We start from the raw sequence: 19,620 nt of genomic DNA on the forward strand, positions 1-19,620 counted from the left end.
AAACACTCGCCCTACCGCTCCGGTTGGCCAGGGTGTCCGGTCAAATTGGGGGCCACTCCAGAACAATTTTGCTGCCCTCTACCACTTTGCCAAGTCTTGTGTTCACAACTGGACAACACTGGTAGCCAGAGAAGGTATGGGCAAACTGGTCATTGTTATCCACCAGGCTGGATATCGCTGTTCGTTTTCTATGGGAGTTTGGGCCAAGGCCGGGACAGAGCCGACGAAAGTGCCTTTTTCCCCCAACAAACGCACTACTTCCCTGTCTTGAATTCCTCCCATGCATTTTGCCATATCTGCTCAGTTTGTTGCACAGGAAATGTGCGCACGGCGAGTTTCTTGGCCAATGCCTCTGCTTCTTCGCCATTTTCTGTCTTCAAAAGCTTCCGTACGCCAGGGTCTATCATCGAATAGGCAGCGGCATTGGGAACGCTTGCTGAAAATGCTTTCTTATTTGCCAGCAACGCTTGCGCTTTTGATGAACACATCCATTGCAAGAATATTTTAGCCAAGTCTGGATGAGGAGCGTCCGTAGGGACGACCAGACTGTCAACCCACATGACTCCCCCCTCTTTGGGTATTATCCAGTCGATTGGCACGCCCTGGCGGTGCAGAGCTGTCGCAAAGAATGCCGCCCCGCCAGGGACAACAACCGTCTCGCCTCGTGCAAGAGACGCTATCAAAACAGGAAAATTTGGCGCTATCACAGACATCTGCTGACGCATGCCGAACAGAGCCTTCTTCAGCGCCATGAACTGTTCATCCGAAATGTCATAGGCCGCCGCATTCCCGAGACTTTTGCTCAAAACACCCATGATTGGCAGATACCTGTCCCAAACGCCGACTTTTCCTTTTACTTTGTCAGACTGAAGAATTGCATAGGACGAAGCTTCGCTCGCGGAGATTACGCTGGTGTTGTAGGCCAATCCGTTTGCGCCGAATTCTATCGGGAGGGCTATCATCGTGTCTTTTACATAACATGGCGGCAATCTTTTGAATGTCGGAATGTACTGACTCAAATCATAGTCAGCCGGATCAAGCGTCGCAAGACGACCATCCGCATAAAGTTTTGCAATGTATTCTGATCCGACCATAACGACATCATATTGACGCTTCGAGTTTGTCAGCAGGGAATACATCGAATCCCCGCCAACAAAAGTTTTGCATTGCACCTTGATGCCTGTATCGTTTTCAAACGCTTCGAGCAAAGCGGGCTCATCGACGCCAGCCCAGCACAAGAAGTCAAGGGTCGCGGCCGCCATCGCCGGAGAGTGCGCGCTCATGACAGCACACAACAGTATCGAAAACACCCTTCCGATAGACCAAGCCCTATATTTCCGCATGGCGAAAGTCCTCCCGAACGGTCGCATCACGGGAACGCGATCCGATTGCTTTCGCGTACGCCCGCTCTGTTTTTCACCGCTGTATTCTCGAAGACAGGCGGTGCCCTTACTCGCGGCTTGTCCCCAGAGCGGAGACAACGTCGTCCACAGTGCGCACATCCCCAAAAAAGACGCGGAAGTTCAGCAAGGCAACGGCATGGGCCAGCGCAAACGGCGAGGTCACGGCGTCAGCCACCAGAATGACTTCGTAATCGCGCTGCATGGCGTCGCGCGCCGTACTTTCCACGCAGACGTTGGTGACCACGCCGGCCACCCAAAGCTGCTCAAGAGCGAGACGCCGCAAGAGATCGGGGAGTTCGGAACGCGTCGAGGCAAACGCGCTGTAGCGGTTCTTGAAAACCACATAATCCACGGCGGCGTCATAATGCATCGCATGGTAGAGTGCGGTATCCGGTCCTTCATCGAACATGCCCCGTGACAAAGGCTGCTTGTGGAAGCATGGATACAGACCGGCATCGTCGCCTGTTTCACTGGTGTGAAAACTGTGTCGCACCCAGATAACCGGAATCCGTTGTTCGTGGCAGGCATCCACGAGGCGGTTCATGTGATCGACAGTCTCGGCCAGCCCGGGAAACGGCGCTCCGTGGCTCGGGGCGCAGGAAAACTGCTGCATGTCGATCACGAGCAACGCGGCCTTTTCGGGACGGAGGGGAAAGACATGGGCCGGTCGCCCCAGAGACGTAAAAAAAGCCTGAACTTGCTGCTCAAAGGATTCCAGCGCGGAAGTGGAGTTCATTGTTGTCCCCCGTTGCTTGTACAAAGGCACTGGTACATTTTTGGAGCCAGTGACACGAGATAACAAGGAAAGCGCTACAATTACGGCAGGGGAAACGCGCCGGGCTCATGGCGCGCGCAAAGCGCGATTCCGCAATGTCCCGTTCGCTTTGCATTGCAGTGTATGGGAAGGATCCTGTCTGTGGCAAGAGATTTACCCGTACCGTTACTCTTGGACAGGAGAAACTGCCCGCACGACGTTGCATGTCAATTGCTATTCAAAATTATATAAAAACTTCTCTGAAATCAGCACAGGTATACAACCATTGTTGACACATGGTTGCGCGCACGCTAGAAATTCCAGTATCAAAAAGTGCCGAGAAATAAGGGACGCGCCATGCTGGAAGAACGCATCGCCACCAAGGTCGAAGCACTGGGCGGGCAAACGCTGTCAACGGACATGACCCGGCTGCTCAAGCGCAACGTTCTGGATGCGTTCAGCGGTATCTGCGCCTCGTTGCAGGACGTTCCCCTGTTGGAAAAATTCAAGCGCTACGCGGCCGCTTTTCCCGACGCGGACGGCGTGGGCGTCTGGGGCATCGGCAGCACGGCCCACATAGTGCATGGAACGTTCTTGAACACCATCCTGGGCAGGCGGAGCGATCTGGTCAACACCTACCTTTCGCCCGACCACATGGGCGGCAGCCACCCCTCGGACAATCTCTCCCTGCTGCTGACCCTGGCGGATTGGCGCGGCCTGACCGGAGCGCAGCTTCTGCGCGGCCTGTACGTGGCATACATGCTTTCCTGCGCCTTTTCAGACTACTACGACCCGGAAGGCGGCGGCTTTGACCACGACGCCGTCGCCGGGGTCTACACCGCCCTGATCACCGGCCATGTCCTGGGCCTCGGACATCGGGAGCTGGTGGAGGCGCAGCGCATGGCCGGAGCCATGGGGCTCAATCCCAACCAGGGAGGGGAAGGCGTCATCACGGACTGGAAGCACTGCACGTACGCCTCCTGCGCCATGCGCGGGGTCAGCGCGGCGGTCATGGCCCAGGCCGGTTTTCAGGGGCCGGTGGATATCTACAAGGGCGCGGCGGGCCTGGACCGATTCCTGCCCCATGCCACGGCCTTTATGCAGGAACCACCCGATCTCGGACGCGTGGTGTTCAAGCGTTGGCAGGCCCTGGTCTTCTGCCAGACCGCCATCGACACGGCCCTGATGCTGCATCCGGCGTTTCACAGACTCGACGCCGCAAGCGTATCGCGGGTGGATGTTTGGACATACCACATGGCCATGGTCCAGGCCGGCACGGCCGACGCGGCCAACCCGGTCAGCCGGGCTGGCAGGACCCATTCGCTGTCCTATTGCGTGGCCGCGGCGCTGCTGCGCGGCGTCATCGATTACGACACCTTCGGCGACCAGGCGGCCCGGTCCCCTGAGCTGACGGCCCTCATGGCCAAGATCGTTCTCCATGACGATCCGGCCATGACCGAGGCCTACCCGGACAAGTCCCCGTGTCGCATCGTCATACATGTGGCCGGATCTTCCTCCTTGGAAGCCAGGCTGGAGTACCCCAAGGGCGATCCTCGCGCGCCGCTGTCCGATGCCGACATCGAAACCAAGACGGCGCGATATCTGGCGCGGCTGGTGGATCCGCAGACAGCCCGGAGCATGGTTGACCGTCTTTGGGCCATTGAAGAGGAACAGGAACTCGGCTGGCTGTTGGCCCCATTGCAGCAGGAGGTGCGTCGTGAGTAAGAAACCGATCAGGAGCGTTGCGGATTTCGAGGCGTTTTTCGCGGCCTACAACACCAGGAACTGGGATGCCTTGTTCCAATACGTCAGCGACGACTGCGTGTGGAACGCCTCGGAGCAGCGCGTGCAAGGCCGCCAGGCCATGGAAGCGTATTGGCTCGATTGTCACAAGGCCATCAAGGAGACCCTCGGTACGCCGCAGCAGGTGGTCTTCGGCGAAAACGCGGCCTATCTCCAGGTGCCCATCACGATGGAATTCCTTGAAGATGGCGCTTTCTTCGGCAAGGCCTATGCCAAGGGAAGCGTCATCCGCTTCTGGTGCGCCGACGCCTATACCTTCGCCGAGGACGGCACCATCAAGGAATGCCGCGTGTACACGAAATTCAACGAGTGATGGCCGCGCCTGGTCGCGGTTGTGTCCAGGCCGACGCCGTCAATCGGCTGCGCTCAAACCGGCCATGGCCTTGATGACGTCGTGCGTCACCACCCGCCATATCCGCTTGTCCGCGACGCCGACGCGGCAAGCCACGGCGTTGACCGGCATCGCCTGGGCGAAAAGCAGGACCGTTTGTTGCGAAAAGCAGGGGAAATCCGCACTCCGGGCATGGAGGGCGTTCGCCAAGACGGCCCGCCACTGCGAGTGGAGCTCGCTTGGCGACTTGTCACAACATCCTGCACCGGCCCCACCACCTGCCACGAGGGCGTCAGACCAAGGCCGAGAGGCAGGAGATCGTTGGCGTTCACGGGCGGATACCTCAGGCGGAAGGCCCGAGGCTGGCGGCGCGGAGCCAGTGCGGTCAAGCGAGCCGGTTCACGGCGAGCGTTGACGAACCATGAGAAGCAAGACCCTCGCCGGCTTGAGCGGAGGGAGGGAATGGCTATCGAGTATTTTGAATTATTTCGACTGGGTCAGATTGATTAACCCGAGCAGGAGTTTCTTTCGGGCAAGGGGTTACCGCAGGACGAAATTCTCTTGAGGCAATACCCCCAGCGCAAAAAGATTTTGATTACCGCCACACATGGATGGCGCATTTTGTTTGCATGTGCGTATATTTGAAGAACATTCCGAACAAAAACAGTATGACATAAATGACCGTTGTAATATAAGCTATTTGTCTCACTTTTGTTTATGGAACAATGGTTCTGGTGGCTGTTGGGGAACGCTTGCCTTCCTGCGCGCTTGCGGCAGACGCCAGAACCGTTTGAAATTCTGCAACATTGCCGAATTTGGCAACACGCCTGTGACGACCTGAAAGCACTCCGACGCCCATGCGCGACTGTGCGACAGGGCTCGCCAACAGAACGCGTTGGCGGAAAACGTCTATGTCCCGAGGGTTACTCCTGCTGGCCTTGAACATGTTGGATTTCAAGAAGTATCCTGGGGAAAATGGGATTATTATTTGTTCTAGCGTGGCATGACAGAGGACATTCTGCTTGCCATACACCCTGTTGAAAAATCCTTTCTGGGTGCGTTGCTGCGGAAATCGCCCCCCCCCAACGGATGCCAACTCCGCTTCGGGCTTGACTTTTTCTCGCGCCTTGCCAGCACATTTTTTGAACAGGCTGCAAGAATCGACTTTTTGGGCGGCCAGACAGGCAATGCATTGAAAAAAAGCTTGATTTTGAGGAAGCTGACCGTAATGTCATTCAAGCTGAGGTTGCGTTTTTTGTCGAGCAAGCACAGAAGATATTTACTATTGCGCTGAGAAAACGTCACGGAACGAGAATTAACCCATACGGGATTGAATTTTGAGCGTAGACGAATCGGCGGATACTATTTTCATGAGTTGCGGCAACACGGTGAACAAGGCTGATACCAAAAAATTTCAAGTCTCCATTGGACATAATAAAGACTCTCAACAAGGAAGCACCAAAGGCCTTGTGGGACCAAACGCCCAAGAATAACGCTCTACAAGTCAGTAAATGTGCGTATGCGGGGTCTCTTCGTATGACGCAACAAGCGAGCGATGGACTCGCCTTCGATCTTACAAAGCCGGACGATGAAAAACATCTTTCCGTGTAAAGGTATATATCTGACAAAGGATGTCAAAAATGAATACTCTTACTCTTGAAGCAGGGCCAAGGTCTCCTGAGGTATCTTTTGATTTCACCACCAATGTTTACAGCTTGAAGGGCGAATCCTACCCGGAAGATGTGAATGAATTTTATGGCGAGATGCTGGGCAGGCTAGAGAAGCACCTTGAAGCTTTTTCGGGCGCAACCGTAAGATTCACATTTGAACTCGTGTATTTCAATAGCAGCACGGCGAAGGTTTTGATGAGCCTTTTCGAACTGTTGGATGAGGCTGCCGGGAGAGGGAACACTGTCGAAGTCATTTGGGTCTACCAAGAAGATGATGAGAAGATGATGAGAACATGAAAGAACTCGGGGAAGACTTTTGCGAGGAGCTTAAGCACGCCACTTACACGTTTGAAGCCGTGGCGTAGCTATGAACTTTTAGGTCTCCAAAGCTGAACCGTCAAGCCTGTCCCTACCGCGTTGAACGGCTTTGCATTGGCGGATGGGGCTGGAGAGCCTGATGTTTCTCGACATGTGTACCAAACCAGCTTGTCCCTGGCCAATTCCGATGGATCTTACAAGCAAGTCAAGTCCCCGACAATGCCTTATCGGTTAGGAACTCTTCCGTGAAAAAACACGCTCGCTGCCTGAAACGTTTGCTCTTTGTCTAACAAGCATGTCTGATGCGAATTCGTGAAGCAATGCATCCGCCGAATCAAATTGAGGAGGTCGACGTAGCATAGCCTTTGGACAAATCGACTAACAGCCCGCCCAAAAAGTCGACTCGTGCAGCCTGTTCAAAAAATGTGCTGGCAAGGCGCGAGAAAAAGTCAAGCCCGAAGCGGAGTTGGCATCCGTGAGGGTTTGCGTTTTTCGCGGCAACACAGCCAGCAAGGATTTTTCAACAGGCGGCTAAGGCCGACGCGTAGTTCCTGCGCACCTGGGCCTAGCCAGCGAAGTTGGCGGCTCTTAGGCCTTCGCGTCACTCTTAACCCCATGGATACTGCAATGGCCTTTGACGCCTATCAAAAAGAAAAAGCGGTACTCGATCATGCAGACACCATCCTGGCCAAGCCGGAGGGCGTTGATTTCGAGAAAGAATACCGCGTGATGCACAGGTCGTACGCCAAGCTTTACAGGTTGCTGCGGCGGCTTGTGGCCATCAGCGACCGTATGGAAAAATACCTCAAGGACGCCAATCGAACCATTAGTCAGCAGGGCAAGGAACTCGTCGAGGCCCATGATGATCTTTCCAATCGAAATCTTCAGCTCGAGATGAAGATCAATGAGTTCGAAGCCATCTTCAACAATAGCGCCATGGGCATCGCCCTGCTCGAACCTGACGGTTCGTTTGACCGCTTCAATAAACGACTTTGCGAGCTTCTGGAGGAGTTGCCCAACTCGTTGAAAGAGCGCAAGCTTAAAGACTATTTGCTCGATTTCGGGAACGGCAACGGTGAAGAGGTGGGGCTGCCCTGTCCTGAGCCAGGGGAAATTCTGCAGCTGGAGAGCAGGGTCAAAACCGGCGGTGGGCGTGTGTTTGTTGCCGAGCTTTCCGGCAAGTCCTTGGATCCTCACCATAAGGAAGCGAAGGTCATCTGGCTGATCGACGACATAACCAGCCGCAAGGAATTGGAAAAACTGCAGGCTGACGTGCAACGAATCATGCAGCATGATCTGAAGGGCCCTCTCAACGGCATCATCAACCTTCCGGAAATCATTGCCAGCGATGACAATCTTACCACGCAACAAACGGAATTGCTTGAGTTGATCGCCTCGGCGGGGCGCAAGATGCTCATGCAGATCGAGCTCTCCCGCGACATCTACAGAATGGAAACCGGGAGCTACGTGTTTTATCCGCGTCCGGTCGACATGGTCGCCGTGGTGCGCAAGGTCATGCAAGAATATCACGGTATGGCGACCGATCTCGGTGTCGGGCTTCTCGCCCTGTATGGCGGCCGGGCAATAAAGCCCGAGGACCGTCTGGTGGCCGCGGTTGATGAACTGCTCAGCAGTGTGATGTTGGGCAATATCGTGAAAAACGCCCTTGAGGCTTCGCAAGCCGGCGAGACTGTGCGCATCAGCCTTGAAGAGGGCGAACGCATTTTGCTTGCCGTGCACAACACCAAGCCGGTTCCTGCGCAGATTTTGCCGGTTTTCTTCAATAAATATGTTACTTCTGGGAAAAAAGACGGCACGGGGCTTGGAACCTATAGCGCCTATCTGATGGCCAAGACCCAGTCCTGCGACCTGGACGTTGTCTCCGATGATACCAAGGGAACCAGCGTGATCTTCAGTCTCCCCCGGTATTGAAGCACAGCCGCCACATTACAACAGGGCCTCCTGCAGGGAGGAAGGCATGACGCGCGGCAGAGCAGTCTGTTGAAAAATCCTTGCTGGCTGCGTTGCCGCGAAAAGCTCAAACCCTCACAACGGATGCCAACTCCGCTTCGGGCTTGACTTTTTTGCGCGCCTTGCCAGCACATTTTTTAAGCAGGCTGCACGAATCGACTTTTTGGGCGGGCTGATAGGCGCCTGGAACGTGTTCAGGCCTTGCGTACCGGTCCCAACACAGGCGACTCCCCGGCAAGCCCCCGCGCGCACGCGAAAAGCCGAGCCGCTCGCCAGCGTGTCCCTGTCTGGTTTCCGCCCGCGCCTTGGCCGCGCCGGGAAACGAAAAGGGCTTCCGCCGCAACGGAAGCCCTGTGTTTTGCTTTTCCAGGCGCAGCCGGCTCAATACACCGGCACGAGCATGGTTTCGATGCGCATGTGCTGCTGGGCGCCAAAAACATCGGGACTGCCCGGTGTTCCCGAAACCATGGCCCGGAACCGGGCGATCTTGATAGCGTAGCAGGCGTCCGCCCGGTAGGTGCCGAGCATGTCCTCTTCCGAAATCCCGAGCAGGGCGGCTACGGCCTTCTTGTGAAAGACATTGGAGGCCAGGGCCTGGGCGTAGTCCTCGGGCGACTTGAAGAAGATGTCGTAGGTAATGGTGTTGATGCCCGCATCCTTGGAGCGCAACACCTTGACCATCTCGCGCAGGGGGCGTGTGCCGCGCGGCTGGCCGGCAGGCGGCCGGTCCTCGATGACGTCGATGGTCCGCTCGTCGATGGGACCGGGGGGCGGGGTGCCCATGGGGGCGTAGCGCGGCTGGCACTCCTTGGTCAGGGTCCAGTCCCGCCCGGTCACGGAGTGGAGCCGAATCGGAAACAGCGAGGCCTCGATGGCGGCCTGGTCGTGCCACAAGTGATAGACGCTCCAGACATAGGTCTCCCCCAAGGACACGTTCAGGGCGGCGAAACCACTCTTGTCCCGGTACGTCGCAAGCTCCTCCAAGGCCAGAGCGTGCAGTCGGATCGCCTCCTCGTCGGTGTCGGCGATGGTTTCCACGAGCATGAGCGGGTTTGTCGCGTCAAAGACCAGGAACTCGGCCTGGCAGGCGGCGGCGAGTTCGGGATAGTCCATCTGGGCCAAGTCGCGGATCATGGTGAACAGGGTGTCGGTCTGGTCGATGAAAAGCGGTTCCCGGGAGCCGGCCACCACCAGAGTGGTGTGGGCGCCGTCCGTGCTTTCGGGCGAGAACTCTCCGGGGGACAGGGGAAAGGCCAAATTGCCGGCCGTTGTGATGCGCCCGGGATAGCCCAGGTGGAGCAGGAACCCCTTGAGGATCGAGGCCAGGGCCGCGGCCTGGCCCTCCTCCTTGGCCGTCACCCGGATGACGATGCCGATCTCCCGTTCTCCGGACGGCACCGGCGTGGTCTCCACGGCATTGTAGCCGTAGATGAGCCGCCCCTCCCGCAAGCGAGCCGGCAAGGTGGCCGGGTCCGCGGCCAGGGCGAACAGGGAAAGCCGGCGCTTGCCCACGGGCATGGAACCTTCGATCTTCACGGAAAGCGGGCTGGTGTAAAAGGCGGGCTCGCGAAAGCCGGCCGAACGTTCTCCGTCCTGGAAATAGCGGGTGGAGCGCATGTCGAGCACCCCTTCCGGATAGAACTGGAGGGAGGGGTGGTTCTCTTCATACAGGGCATGGGCGGAGATGGAGTAGATGGTGGCCTTGCGCTCCTTGTTGGGCGGGGTGAACACCACGTCGCCGTTGTCCCGGAATTCCGCGATGAGATAATCGCTGGCCGAACCGGGATCACAGGCGATGGCCCCGCATTCCAGGATATGGGCGGCCTGGAAGGCCAGGCCGGGATCGATTCCGCGCCGGATGGGATCGGAGGCGAAAATGGCCACATCGCAGGATCGGCCGCCGAGGACGATGCGCGCGCCTTCCTCCAAAGCCGTGATGTAGGGGGCCACGCCCATCTGGGAAACCATGACGCTCTTGGCCACGGCTTCCTCGGTCAGCCGGGGCATTCGGCCGAGGGGCCTCAGGGCGTCGACCCGTCCCAGCAGCAACGAGGCGTCCACGTCGCTGGAAATGACGGCTACCGGCAGGTCCCGGACTCCGTGCTCGGCCAGGACATCCTTGATGATGACCAGCATGGCCTCCACTTGGCGTCTGGCGCCGGTGGTCCCCAGGGTGCCGATAAGGAGAGGACAGTCCTGGCGTAGCGCGGCCGCCAGGAGCATGGAAAAATCATGACGCAGGGATTGGGGGGGAAAATAGCAGGCCCCCGAACCGAGATAATAGGGGCCGAAGTCCATGGAGCCGGCATCGGCGCCTATGCAGTCCAGCTTCCATTTCATGGCCTCGTCCCATGACGATTGCGGACAGCTATAACCCAATTTCGAGGCGAGTATGCGGTAAGCCATGGAGCCCTCCAGCATTCCGCGAAGTCCAGTGGTATTTGCTCCTCCCGTCACCTCCTTGGTCAAATCAGAGGCAGGGAAAGGCAAACGGATTCAGAAACGAGAAGGCCCGAGCCTGCCACGGGGCGGGCTTCGGGAAACCGAGTATGGGTTTCTTGTTATCGCAAGCGGAGCAGGATGTCATACACAATCCGCCAAAAATTTTCCTCGTTTCCTCGGCAACTCCCGTACAGTCGCGCCCACGGCGGACCACCGTACGAAGCCCGACCAGAATCCATTGTTTTTCATGCGGTTCAAACGCAGGCGTTCTTGAGTGGATTCCATGCATAGAGCCGTGGATTGCCCCAAGACAATCCCTCTTCAAGGGCGCGACACTCGGCGCGGCAGAACGCCGCGAGGAGAAAGGATCAGGGGGTGGCGTCACCGACTCCCGTCGTTCGGCTTGCCCGTTCCATCTCCTTGCCCACGTAGGCGGCAACCTCGCGACTGAAGGGCGCAGAGAAACGCAGGCGGTCGAGGTCCAGGGGCGCTGCCAGCCGGGTCAACCGCAACACGTCGCCATCCGCCGCCTCGTGGGGCCAGACGCCGGCGAAAAAAAAGCCTGCCGCCTCGGCCTGCTCGCACACCAAGGCCGTGGCCGGCTGGGCCAGGGGCAAATCGAGATCCACCACAGCGGCCCCGGCGATCTCGACCAGATCGACGGCCGCCCGCAGGATTTCCGGCCACTGCCGGGCATAGGCGCGCACAACCCGGATCACCCCTTTCTGGAGTTCCCGGTCGAACGAGACCCGATAATCTCCAGGCAAAGAGGCCGGACCAAGGGGACCCAAGGTGAGGGGACGCTGCAACTGGTCGTAGATGCTTCCCACCATGTCCCTGTGGCGCGACGGCACATGGGCCACGGCTTTAGGCGGCGGCATCAGATACTGGAAGCAGTGGAGGTAGGATTCCCGTTGGGGCACGATCTGGTCCAGGTGCATGCCCTTGAACCGCCGGGGGGGACAGGCGGCCAAATCCAGTCCGCACGGCCGTCCGCCGATCTGGATCACCTCCCGCTGGCTGGCCGGGTGGCTCGTGACCGGATTGAGCGACAGGCCGAACAGCGCCAGTTCCCGAGCTTTGGCGGTAAGAGCGTCCGTCAGGGCATTCATGAGGCCCCGCCCCCGGTGGGACGGCGACACCACCAGCAGGGCGGCTTCGGCCATGGCCAGGGGTTCGGACCGGAGGAGGCCGGCATGCCCCACGACCTCGCCCTTTCGCGTGACGGCCACATAGCTGATGAGTCTGCCGCTCCCAACGAGATGCAGCAGTCCCTCGGGCCGATAAAAATTGTCGTTTTTATAGGAATAGCCGTAGGCCAGCCAGAAGATCCTCGCCACCTGGAGGGCTTCATCGGGCCGCATGGGCCGGATGTCGTAGGGCTGGGGGTCCGCCTGTTGCACCTTTTCGGTCTCGGCGGACGCAACGGCGTCTACGGCCTGGGGCAGGCGTTTAATCAGGCGCAGTTCCTTCCCCTGGCGCCCGCAATTGACCCAGTGCACTTCATCGACGGCGTAGCGGATGAGTTTTAAGCCGAGGCCCGAGCCGGCAGCGTCGGCGTCCGCAGCCGGATCGGGCACGTGGAGCAGGGAGGGGTCGAACGGCATCCCCTCATCCCGAAACGTCAGCCACAACTCTGTTTCCAGGATGTTCCCTTCCAGAAAGACCTCCCCGGGCGAGCCATCTGGAAAGGCATGCTGCAGGATATTCAGGAAGGCCTCTTCCGTGGCCAGTTCCAGGGCGGTGGCGTCCTTGGAGGAGAAGCCAGCGATCACGGCGAGTTCGCGGACATGCCCCTGGAGAATGGCCAGAAACCGGCCGTCAGCAGGCACGCTCGCGCGGGTGCGCAAGGGCTGTAACATGCTGCGACTCTATCCGAATGTCGCCCGACAGCCAATCCTTCTCGGTCGAGATGGCGCCACCGTGAAGGGCGGGCCGTCTTGTATCGCCAAGGAACTCCTCGCAAAAAGGAATGAAGAGTCGGATGCGGCCTTTTTCGACTCCAAGGGCTGAGACAGTACCGAGCGCGACCGAGAGTCTCGACCTGCGGCGCGCGTACCTCACGCATCAACCCCGTGAGTCCGATGGGGCAGACGCCGAAGTCCCATGGAGGCCATGGTGTGCCCACTCGGTGGCCCGGCTGGCCTGGATGCGGGAGGGTAACCCTTGCCAGTGGCACGGAGAATCCATATGGTTCATGTATGCATCGTTGCATGATTTCAGAACACTGCGCGAGGGTGGCATGGGGAACATGATCAACTGCCCAAACTGCGGCTTGAGTGTCAGCCGCAGGGCGGTGAATTGTCCAAAATGCAAGACGGCACTCCACCCGACAAGCGTCAAAATGGCGCGGTGCCGGTCGTGCGGGAAGGAGTTGGTCGTCAGTGAGCACGTAACGGAGCATTCCTACAGTTACATATCGGAAGGCTCCACAAAATGGGCATCGTACAACGACTATTCCCACCCGTGTCCCTACTGCGGCGACAACAAGCCGCTGGCGTTGTGGCACAACAAGCGGAACGTGATCATCGCCGCTATTTCTTCCGCCGTGGCCTACTATTTTTGGGAGGGAGCCAGGGGCGCCTACGGGAGCCCGGCGGTGATCGGCTGGGGAACGGCGCTCCTCTTCGCCAGCGTGATCGCCGTGGGTTTCTGGATCATCTTCCTGTTCAACGAAATACGCTACCGGCTGTAAGGTGCCTCGGCAGGCATGAGCGTCGCGGTCATGCTGCCCGGCTCGTGCATGGGCGCGTTCTTGTCCAGCCTTTCCGGCTTCGCCTTCGGCGGGGTTATCCAAGAAATTGGGTAACCCCTCCTTTTTTTACATTGGCTACTTCCGCCAACACTTTTGTTGGCGCTCCCGAACACCGAAGTCGCGGTGAAGCAGCATCCCCTGTGTGAACATCCAGAAGCCGCCCCCTTAAGGAAATATAAGACTGCGCACGATTCGGCATTGATTTGCGTGCTCCTTTAGCAGTGATGGGATGGCCCCGCAGGCGATATGAAACCTTTTCGCTCAGTACCAGCCTCCCCTACACCGGGATGACTGAAGGGGATGGGTCCGTCCCGGTCGGCGGCTTCTCATTGGACTTTCGATCATTTCAGATGCATTGTTTGTGCGCCGTTCGTGCGCCGCACACAAATAACGCGATGGCGAAATTTGTGGCCTGGGGTACACGCCATGGAATTGTCGAAGTCGCATCTTTGATATTGAATACAACTTGCCAATTGGTTTTTCCGATTGTGAGCAACAACATGCATTCATAAGTTCGTAATGATTTTCCAAGTAGGCCGAGATAGAAGCGTGTCTCGGTTGTTTTCTGTACCTACATACATTCTTTAAGGGCCATTACACATGCAAGACGTCCAATGCGAAGGGTTGTTGCAAAAGCTTAGCGGTCTTCCGTACGATGCTGATTTGGACAGGGACGAGCTCCTTCATGAGATTTTCGAGGAAACAGTCAAGCACTTCTCCGAAAAGATAGCCGTAGAGAGTGACGCTGTAACCATAACGTACCATGACTTGAATCGCAGAGCGAACCAACTGGCGCATTATCTACGAGCTCTTGGCATCGGTCCTGAAGACAGGGTGGCTCTGCTTTTGCCCAAGACTGAATTTGTTTACGTGGCAATGCTGGGCGTGCTCAAGGCCGGCGCCGCTTATGTCCCCCTGGACCCGGCCTATCCTCCTGACCGCGTTGGGTTTATTTTGGAGGATTGCGCTGCCAAGCTCTGCATAACGGATGCGGCGCTCTTTAAGGCCCTGGGCCAGGAAGTTGGGGAGACGCCGGTTTATTTGGCTGACCGCGACGGCCCTGGCCTGGTGGAGCAGCCGGACACGCCCCTGAGCCGGGAGCAGACAGGGCTTGACCGGCAGAGCTTGTGCTACGTGATCTACACCTCCGGCACCACTGGCCGCCCCAAGGGTTGCCTGATTGAACACCGCAACATCTGCAGCCTGGTGCGCTCCGAGGCCAAGGTCTACGGCATCAATGCCGGGGACCGCGTTTTTCAATGCGCTTCCACGGCCTTTGACGCCTCCTTGGAAGAAATCTGGATGGCGTTCCTGCACGGAGCCACCCTTGTGGCCGGCACGAAGGAGATCATGCGCACCGGGCCCATGCTGGGCCAAGCCTTGAGCCAACGCGGCGTGACCGTGCTGTCCTGCGTGCCCACGCTTCTCTCCATGATCGAGGGCGACATCGACACCATGCGGATTCTCATCGTGGGTGGCGAGGCCTGCCCCAAGGACCTCGCCGCGCGTTGGCACCACCCCACCCGGACCATATTCAACTCCTACGGCCCCACGGAAACCACCGTTGCGGCCACCTACGGCGTGCTCGTTCCCAACCGGCCGGTGACCATAGGCCAAGCGCTGCCCAATTACCGCTGTTACATCCTGGACGAAAAGCTCGACCCCGTGCCGCCGGGAGCCGAGGGGGAACTCTTCATCGGCGGTCCGGGCGTGGCCCGGGGGTATTTGAACCGTGACGACCTCACGCGGGACCGCTTCATCACGACGGAGCGGGTTACCGGCGAACCGGTACGCCTGTACCGCACCGGGGACTTGGCCCGCTTCACCGAAGACGGGGATATCGACTATCTGGGCCGGGCAGACGATCAGGTCAAAGTCCGGGGCTACCGTATTGAGCTTACCGAGATCGAGGCCGTGCTCATGCAATGCCCGGGAGTGCAGTGCGCCGCGGTGACCATGTGGCGGGAAACCGGCGCGTTGGCCGCCTACGTGGTGGCCCGCCAGGGCTCGAACCTGAACGTGGGCTTCATGCGGGAGACTGTGGCCAAACGCTTGCCGCCCTACATGATGCCCGCGACCCTGGACGTGATCGCTGCGTTGCCCCTGCTGACCAGCGGCAAGGTCAACCGCAAGGCCCTGCCCGCCCCGGAGGACCCCTTCGAGGATCGGGACCGCCAGGTGACCGCCCCACGCAGTCCAGTCGAGCGCGACGTGGCCGGCGTGTGGGAGGAGGTGTTCAAACGCAAGGGCCTTTCGGTCACGGACGACTTCTTTCTGGATCTGGGCGGACATTCGCTGTTTGCGGCGGTCATGGTCTCCAAGCTGCGCCATGTGCCCGGGTTCGCCGGCGTATCCGTCGGCGATGTCTACCAGCACCCGACCATAGAATCCCTGGCCACAATCCGCGACCAAAGCGCAACGGCGCCGAAACCGGCTCCAGGCCAAGTCTTCCGGAAAATCTCCCCTTCGCGCCACTTCGCCTGCGCGTGTGGCCAGCTCCTGGCCGTGGTGGTGCTGGCCGGGGTCTATGCCTGGCAGTGGTTGGGGCCTTTTTTCACCTCGGCGTATCTGGTTTTGGACCACTGGGAACTTGGTCCGTCCCTGTTGGCGGGCTTGTTGGTCTATGCCGTGTCCTATCCCCTGCTGCTGGGCGTGGTGGCGCTGACCAAGTGGCTGCTTCTTGGGCGCATCAAGGCCGGCCGGCATCCGCTGTGGGGGTGGTATTATTTCCGGTTTTGGTTCGTACGCCAACTGTCCCGGGCCGTGGCCGTGAAATACCTCGCGGGCTCGCCCCTGATCTGCCTGTATTACCGCCTGCTCGGGGCAAAGGTGGGCAAGGACGTCTTTTTCGGCACAGCGGGGCTGATGACCTTCGACCTCTTGACCGTGGGCGACGGCGCGAGCATCGGCTACGACAGCAGCGTGGACGGATCCTGGGTGGAAGACGGCCAACTGCACTTGGCGCCCGTAACCATCGGCAAGAACTGCTTCGTGGGGAACCGTTCGGTGCTCGGCCCCAACACCGTCATGCAGGACAATTCCGGCCTGGCGGACCTGTCCATGTTGCCGGAAGGCGGAGTGATTCCTTCCGGCCACTTGTATAGCGGTACGCCGGCCGTGTCGGCGGGGACTTTCGAGGATGTCCCTCCCCCCAGGACCTGGTCTTTCGGCTATGGGCTGCTTTTCCTTCTGGGAGTGTTTCTCTTCCCCCTGCTTGTGGAAGGCGCGATCTTCCCGGGTTTGATCTTCATGGAGGTCCTTGACAACATTGATCCCTATTACTGGTGGCTGCTCTACGCGCCAGTGGTCGGCATATCCTTCATTCTGCTGATATGTCTGGAGGTAGTTGTTTTCAAATGGCTCTTCCTTCCCCGTATCAAGGAAGGACGCTACCCGTTGCGCGGCTGGTTCTACTGGCGCAAGTGGTTTCTTACGCAGCTTATGCAGGTGAGCCTGGAAATCTTGGGCACACTGTATTCCACGCTTTACCTCAAGCCCTGGTTTTTCGTACTGGGGGCGCGCCTGGGCAAGGGGTCGGAGATCTCCACGGTGCGCCATGTGAACCCCGAATTTCTGGTGGCCGGCAAGGCCTGCTTCCTGGCCGACGACGCCATGGTCGGCGCGCCCAGCGTGCGCGGCGGGTTCATCAGTATCGGATATGTGCACGTGGGCGACAGAACCTTTGTGGGCAACAGCGCCCTGGTGCCAGGGGGCATGGTCTTGGGCGACGGGGCCTTGGTCGGCTGTCTGTCCACCACGCCGGTCGTCAATCCCGTGCCCACGGGAACCTCCTGGTTCGGGTCTCCGGCCATTCATTTGCCAAGGCGGCAGGAGGCCGAACACTTTTCGGAAAAGCAAACCTATTCTCCGCCATGGCATCTGGTGCTGTTGCGCTACGTCATCGAGTTCTTCCGCGTCACCCTGCCGTTGACGCTTTTCGTGCTGCTGGCCACCATGATCATGAACGTGGTGGACATGTACCAGGACTGGCTGCCCTTGTGGCTCCAGATCGCATCGCTGCCGTTTCTGTATCTGGCCGCGGGCGCGGTGGCTCTGCTGCTGGTGGCCGGGCTCAAATGGCTGGTGGTTGGCCGCTACCGCGAAAGCAACCACCCCCTTTGGTGCGGCTTTGTCTGGCGCACGGAGTTGGTCACGGGAGTGTATGAGAACTTTGGGACCCTGTTTCTGCTCGATCTCTTACGGGGGACGCCGTTCATCCGCTGGCCCTTGCGTTTGCTTGGCATGCGGGTAGGGCCGCGCTGCTACATCGATTCCACCTGGTTCACGGAATTCGATCTTGTGGAGATCGGTGAGGAGGCAGCCTTGAACGAGGACGCCAACCTGCAGACCCACCTCTTCGAGGACCGGGTCATGAAAGTGGGCAAGGTGATCATCGGCAAACGCTGCACAGTGGGCATGAAGGCCACGGTCCTCTACAACACGTACCTTGAGGACAATGTGTCCCTGGGGGATCTGTCCCTTTTGATGAAGGGCGAGACCCTGCCTCAGGGCACCAAATGGCAGGGGGCGCCGGCGAGGCGCGTTGGTTGAGAGGCCGCCTGCGGTTCTTTGAACTGGACAAGTGAGCGCGCGGTGACCTTGTTCGGAAAGACTCCTTGCGGGACGAAGTCGCGCATTGCCCGCAGAGGATTCCTCCCTGCGACGGCCGATGGGCCTGGAGGCGCATGCCCAACCATTCGCACCCGGTAGGACGGGTCATCCTGGTCTGGGCGCAGGCCCGGGAGCCATGGCCGGATGGCTCTATGGCCGCCGCACTGAATCGACTGCCTCCCCACATGGGCCGGGAAATAGCGCGCTGGCGCAATCTGGTGGATCGCCAAACCCGAGTCCTGGGGCGGTTGCTTGTCCGGCTGGCGCTGGAGACCCTGGGTGTGGCCCCCGTCGACTTGATGCGGTGGAGCTTGGATCGGTTTGGACGCCCCTCCCTGTCGGGCTGCGCAGCGGATTGCAGCGTGAGCCACTCCGGCGGCCTTGTCGCGGCGGCGGTGAGCTTGCCTGGTCGGGTGGGGGTGGACGTGGAGGTCTTGGCGCAACTCCCTATCGAAGCGCTCGATGCGGCTTTCGGTTCCGGAGAAATGGCCGATATCCGGTCGGCCGGGAATCCATCCAGGCGGGCTCTCGAAGTATGGACGGGCAAGGAGGCGGTTCTCAAGGCCGACGGACGGGGGATGTTTTTGGATCCAAGTCGCATCGACGCCCGGGGGGAAACCATTCCCCTGGACGGGGAGGTCTGGAGGATATTTCGTCCTGAATTGACCCCAGGCTGGCTGTGCGCCCTGGCCACGAACCTGTCAGCGCCAGCGGTGAAGATACTCCGTACGGACCTCGCCGCCCTGCTCGGCGGCTGACTCCCAAGCAACTTCATACACCGCGGTTCTCTCAACCCCAGAATCCGCACATACAGGTCCGTATCCTTCCTGTTCGCCCTCCTGGGAAGACCAGTGCCGGCCCCACCCCACGAAAAACCCGGACGGCCCCCCATGTTGCAAGACATTTTGAATTTGTGTATAGAATTAAATAGGGCTTCCGGTCGGTTGGATTTGTCCGAATGGGGTATCCATTTTTCATATATCCGGGATATTACAGGCCTACACGGTCCATGCCGTCCGGCTAACTGCCCGCCCCAAAAGTCGATTCTTGCAGCGCGCAACTGGCAACACACTCATCCAGGCGAACAGGAGAGTCGAATGTTCGATACAATATTTTTCAAAAACATGCGTCGAAATGCCAAGCTCGTAGAATTATGGAGTTCAACCGCTGGAGTAGGCCTTTGGGATGTGGTGCTTTCAAACGGTGACCCCATGGATCCGAAAAGTCATTGGACGTGGTCGTCTGAATTCCGTCGCCTTTTGGGATTCTCGAGCAAGGAGGAATTCCCAGATGTAGTCGGCTCGTGGAGCGACCGCTTACACCCGGAAGATAGTTCCCGGACATTCACCGTTTTTGGAGCGGCCTTGGAAGGCAAAACGGAACGCTACGATGTCACCTATCGACTGCGCATGCGCGACAACTCGTACCGCTGGTTCAGGGCGACAGGTGGAGTGACGCGGGACAGGAGCGGGAAAGCAACCCGGGCATGCGGTTCGCTTGTCGATATTCATGAGGGGTATCAACGCGAAGAGCTCTTAGCGATATTGGGGACAACCGCCGGA

Annotated in this window: 12 protein-coding genes and 2 pseudogenes; 9 read left to right on the top strand and 5 right to left on the bottom strand. The window is 58.9% G+C overall.

Annotated features, from left to right (window positions below):
- Positions 1–254: 254 nt before the first annotated feature.
- Together ACYQ01_RS10370 and ACYQ01_RS10375 are read right to left on the bottom strand one after the other, a co-directional pair.
- Positions 255–1,283, bottom strand: a complete 1,029-nt coding sequence (locus tag ACYQ01_RS10370) for an ABC transporter substrate-binding protein (RefSeq protein WP_459933770.1) — start codon at positions 1,281–1,283, stop codon at positions 255–257.
- Between the two features lie 166 nt (positions 1,284–1,449).
- Positions 1,450–2,139, bottom strand: a complete 690-nt coding sequence (locus tag ACYQ01_RS10375; RefSeq protein WP_459933771.1) for an isochorismatase family protein — start codon at positions 2,137–2,139, stop codon at positions 1,450–1,452.
- Positions 2,140–2,514: 375 nt separating this feature from the next.
- Here ACYQ01_RS10375 and ACYQ01_RS10380 point away from each other — a divergent pair, with 375 nt between their 5' ends.
- Complete coding sequence (locus ACYQ01_RS10380; protein ID WP_459933772.1) at positions 2,515–3,882, top strand: MmgE/PrpD family protein; 1,368 nt, start codon at positions 2,515–2,517, stop codon at positions 3,880–3,882.
- Positions 3,875–4,273, top strand: a complete 399-nt coding sequence (locus ACYQ01_RS10385) for a nuclear transport factor 2 family protein (RefSeq protein WP_459933773.1) — start codon at positions 3,875–3,877, stop codon at positions 4,271–4,273. Before ACYQ01_RS10380 ends, ACYQ01_RS10385 begins: the two co-directional genes overlap by 8 nt.
- On the opposite strand, the pseudogene ACYQ01_RS10390 reads toward ACYQ01_RS10385, so the two are convergent.
- Positions 4,270–4,623 (bottom strand): annotated as a pseudogene (locus ACYQ01_RS10390) (helix-turn-helix domain-containing protein); the annotation flags it as partial. The gene ACYQ01_RS10385 and the pseudogene ACYQ01_RS10390 sit on opposite strands and share 4 nt — an antisense overlap.
- Positions 4,624–5,294: 671 nt before the next feature.
- Here ACYQ01_RS10390 and ACYQ01_RS10395 point away from each other — a divergent pair.
- From ACYQ01_RS10395 to ACYQ01_RS10405, 3 genes are all read left to right on the top strand, one after another.
- Positions 5,295–5,585, top strand: a complete 291-nt coding sequence (locus ACYQ01_RS10395) for a hypothetical protein (protein WP_459933774.1) — start codon at positions 5,295–5,297, stop codon at positions 5,583–5,585.
- A 346-nt stretch (positions 5,586–5,931) separates the two neighbouring features.
- Positions 5,932–6,258, top strand: coding sequence for a DUF1987 domain-containing protein (locus ACYQ01_RS10400; RefSeq protein ID WP_459933775.1), 327 nt, complete (start codon positions 5,932–5,934; stop codon positions 6,256–6,258).
- Positions 6,259–6,906: 648 nt separating this feature from the next.
- Positions 6,907–8,211: a PAS domain-containing sensor histidine kinase gene (locus tag ACYQ01_RS10405; protein WP_459933776.1), complete on the top strand. Its 1,305-nt coding sequence runs from the start codon at positions 6,907–6,909 to the stop codon at positions 8,209–8,211.
- Between the two features lie 420 nt (positions 8,212–8,631).
- Here the strand turns inward: ACYQ01_RS10405 and ACYQ01_RS10410 are convergent, their stop codons facing one another.
- Both ACYQ01_RS10410 and ACYQ01_RS10415 read right to left on the bottom strand, forming a co-directional pair.
- Complete coding sequence (locus tag ACYQ01_RS10410; RefSeq protein WP_459933777.1) at positions 8,632–10,590, bottom strand: DUF4387 family protein; 1,959 nt, start codon at positions 10,588–10,590, stop codon at positions 8,632–8,634.
- 470 nt (positions 10,591–11,060) lie between these two features.
- Positions 11,061–12,554, bottom strand: coding sequence for a GNAT family N-acetyltransferase (locus ACYQ01_RS10415; protein WP_459933778.1), 1,494 nt, complete (start codon positions 12,552–12,554; stop codon positions 11,061–11,063).
- Between the two features lie 659 nt (positions 12,555–13,213).
- Between ACYQ01_RS10415 and ACYQ01_RS10420 the strand changes: the two genes are divergently transcribed.
- The 4 genes and pseudogenes from ACYQ01_RS10420 to ACYQ01_RS10435 form a co-directional block, all read left to right on the top strand.
- The gene (locus tag ACYQ01_RS10420) at positions 13,214–13,387 is read left to right on the top strand and encodes a hypothetical protein (protein ID WP_459933779.1); all 174 of its coding nucleotides are present in this window, start codon (positions 13,214–13,216) and stop codon (positions 13,385–13,387) included.
- A gap of 660 nt (positions 13,388–14,047) precedes the next feature.
- Positions 14,048–17,998: a Pls/PosA family non-ribosomal peptide synthetase gene (locus tag ACYQ01_RS10425; RefSeq protein ID WP_459933780.1), complete on the top strand. Its 3,951-nt coding sequence runs from the start codon at positions 14,048–14,050 to the stop codon at positions 17,996–17,998.
- 134 nt (positions 17,999–18,132) lie between these two features.
- Complete coding sequence (locus tag ACYQ01_RS10430) at positions 18,133–18,816, top strand: 4'-phosphopantetheinyl transferase family protein (protein ID WP_459933781.1); 684 nt, start codon at positions 18,133–18,135, stop codon at positions 18,814–18,816.
- Positions 18,817–19,269: 453 nt separating this feature from the next.
- Positions 19,270–19,536 (top strand): annotated as a pseudogene (locus tag ACYQ01_RS10435) (PAS domain-containing protein); the annotation flags it as partial.
- Positions 19,537–19,620 lie beyond the last annotated feature (84 nt).

The organism is Fundidesulfovibrio butyratiphilus (genome assembly GCF_054657235.1).

Coding starts and splice junctions, on each gene's coding strand:
- ACYQ01_RS10410 (WP_459933777.1), bottom strand. CDS start 10,590: ATGAAATGGAAGCTGGACTGCATAGGCGCCGATGCCGGCTCCATGGAC.
- ACYQ01_RS10405 (WP_459933776.1), top strand. CDS start 6,907: ATGGCCTTTGACGCCTATCAAAAAGAAAAAGCGGTACTCGATCATGCA.
- ACYQ01_RS10375 (WP_459933771.1), bottom strand. CDS start 2,139: ATGAACTCCACTTCCGCGCTGGAATCCTTTGAGCAGCAAGTTCAGGCT.
- ACYQ01_RS10425 (WP_459933780.1), top strand. CDS start 14,048: ATGCAAGACGTCCAATGCGAAGGGTTGTTGCAAAAGCTTAGCGGTCTT.
- ACYQ01_RS10380 (WP_459933772.1), top strand. CDS start 2,515: ATGCTGGAAGAACGCATCGCCACCAAGGTCGAAGCACTGGGCGGGCAA.
- ACYQ01_RS10400 (WP_459933775.1), top strand. CDS start 5,932: ATGAATACTCTTACTCTTGAAGCAGGGCCAAGGTCTCCTGAGGTATCT.
- ACYQ01_RS10430 (WP_459933781.1), top strand. CDS start 18,133: ATGCCCAACCATTCGCACCCGGTAGGACGGGTCATCCTGGTCTGGGCG.
- ACYQ01_RS10370 (WP_459933770.1), bottom strand. CDS start 1,283: ATGAGCGCGCACTCTCCGGCGATGGCGGCCGCGACCCTTGACTTCTTG.
- ACYQ01_RS10395 (WP_459933774.1), top strand. CDS start 5,295: ATGACAGAGGACATTCTGCTTGCCATACACCCTGTTGAAAAATCCTTT.
- ACYQ01_RS10415 (WP_459933778.1), bottom strand. CDS start 12,554: ATGTTACAGCCCTTGCGCACCCGCGCGAGCGTGCCTGCTGACGGCCGG.